The 2324-nt window shown below is 55.3% G+C and carries 2 protein-coding genes; one reads left to right on the top strand and one right to left on the bottom strand.

Annotated features, from left to right (window positions below; all coding sequences use genetic code 11):
* The first annotated feature begins 363 nt into the window (after positions 1 to 363).
* Positions 364 to 1266, top strand: a complete 903-nt coding sequence (locus E1297_RS02655) for a hypothetical protein (protein WP_155133559.1) — start codon at positions 364 to 366, stop codon at positions 1264 to 1266.
* A gap of 868 nt (positions 1267 to 2134) precedes the next feature.
* Here E1297_RS02655 and E1297_RS49655 read toward each other — a convergent pair.
* Positions 2135 to 2324 (bottom strand): hypothetical protein (locus tag E1297_RS49655; RefSeq protein ID WP_209015608.1); only part of this gene is annotated, 190 nt, incomplete at its 5' end.

Raw genomic sequence — 2324 nt, 5'->3', positions numbered from 1 at the left:
ATGGGGGGATCGACTGGAGCGGTCCTCCGCCACCAAATTTCCACTTTAAATTCAATAGCTTAACGCAGGGGACAGTGCAAGACACGTCGCCTCTCATTGTTGTTTCGGTAATTTGTACCGACTCTGTATCGACCACATGAATGCTTGAACCTCCGAATGGATGCATCCTTGAGATCAGGACGAAATCAACGGAGACGAGCCCTTGAGCGGCCACCTATTAGATAGCGGTGGCAAACGCCAGAATGGCTGCACAGCCTTAGCCAACACCATGCGGCTCCCGCTATTTCAAATCCCCAATTATTGGGGATTTAGGAACTTTCATCAGATACTCAGGTAGGAGCAATTCGTTCCGGGGTATTTTTCATGACCAAATTTGCGATCATTAAGAATGGTGGAGCTAACATTGCAGTTGATTTCAACTACGATGCTATTCCCACCGAGCATCGCGAACAGCTGAGATCCGATGCGATTGCGATCCGTGCAAGCCTGATAGCTGGCGCACAATCTCTCATGGATGCAGGGGAGAAGCTGGCACGTTGGCGTGACACCCTTCCTCACGGCGCTTGGCTCCCGTGGGTCGAGGCGGAAACTGGAATGTCGGAGCAATGGGCCCGTGACGCCATAAACGTTTACCTTCGGTTCCGTGGTGATCCGTTGTTTTTAAAGGACAACGGTTTAGCTTTGCCGCAGACTGCACTCGTCCGGCTCGCAACTGCGCCGGAGGGCGCATTCGAGGACGTGAAGGATCGTCTGGAGAGGGGGGAACGTCTTCGGGTGTCCGACGTCAGTCAGATCGTCAAACGGCATCGTGAAATTGGGCAGGAGGAGAGCCACGATTCGGAGACCCCAAGAAAGCCTACAACCAAGCGGCTATCTGCTTCCGAGGAACTCCGGGCGATGTCGGACAAGGCAATCAATGAGCTTATTACTCTTTTCGTCGAGCGCCTCGCGCAATTGCTCCAAATTATCGAACACGCCCGAACCGAGAAGCCGAGCAAGAAGAACCTAGAGAAGCAGATGCGCACCCGTGCTCAATGGCTATCTGATGCGCTTGAGCAGATTGCACAGCGGCGTGCCCAGTCGGCAACCGAGTTTGTGCATGTGACATTCCTTGATCGCCCGCCTTTTGAGCCGGGTCCATGGGCAGACGTCGCAGCTTTCCTCCGCGACATTGCGCATTCGTTGGCTTGGGAGCGGATAAAGGCGTCCGACATTCCTGAGTTGCTTCGTCGAGGCAAAGAAACACTGCAAACGGTTCTCGTCTGAGGAACCATCTGCCTTCGACGACAGATGCAACCGAATGAGAAAAGAGCTTGGAAGGTGAAGGCAACTCAACCCGGCGTCTGCCGGAAAAAAAACCCTCGGTTTGCACCGAGGGCCTTCCGTCTTGGTCGCGGCCATCGGCGTCCCCGCCTGTTCCGCAATCATGATGCTGACATGCCTTGCCGCGGGCGACAAGATCCTTCCGGATTGGTCTATAAATATCCCCGGGATGCCAGAGACGGCAAAGCCGTCGACGGCGGGCGGGAGCCCAAGAGCCGGCCCCCTAGGGCCAATGAACGAATCCGCTACGCGGGAGAACGTGAGTGGCGAAAGCCCGCTACGAACCTTTCCTGCCTTAACACTGTGTCTTGCATGAACGGCAACTTACATGGACATCGCAGCAACGATTCCCTACGCCCTTCTCATATGTACTCCGAAGGCCGAGAGCGTCGTGACCATATCGTCCGGTTACGAAATCCATCCGCTGGTAAGGAACTTGGTCGTTTCAGAGAATTCTTTCTGGTGGCTTACTCCGAACCGTTACCGGAATTTGATGAAATGAGCCTTCCGGACACGCCATCAAGTATGGGTGGGTTACAAGCTGAAATTGCCAAATCCATCAAATTAACGGCCGTACCGACCCCTCGGTCTTGACGGCCGTTCCGCCGACGGTCAGCATAAAAAAATAGCCCCGGATCTTCGCGCTTGCAGGCGCTCCCCGGGGCATCATTAGGACGGGTTTCATGGTCGCATTGGCAAACATGACCGTCAACCGGATGTTGGTTGATCGGTGAGCGTGAGGTTCGGCATAACGCCGAGCCAGACGACGCCCGATCAGATCCGGAATAATTTGCATTTTGCAAATTGCAAATTATTCGATCCCAACCTTCCAAACCGTAGGCGTTCGCGTCGATCCGCGTCCGGATCTCTTGATGCTGTTTTCGACGCTGCTTCCGTCCCCCAGCGCGCCGAGGATAGTGTTCGTGAACTCTCCGCAGGCTCCCCCGCCCGCCCGCAGGGCCGGGCGCTTGGGAACGGAGGAGCTTCGTTTCCGCACAGCG

The organism is Roseibium sp. RKSG952, from assembly GCF_009711355.1.
This window is presented reverse-complemented; position numbering and strand designations above follow the sequence as displayed.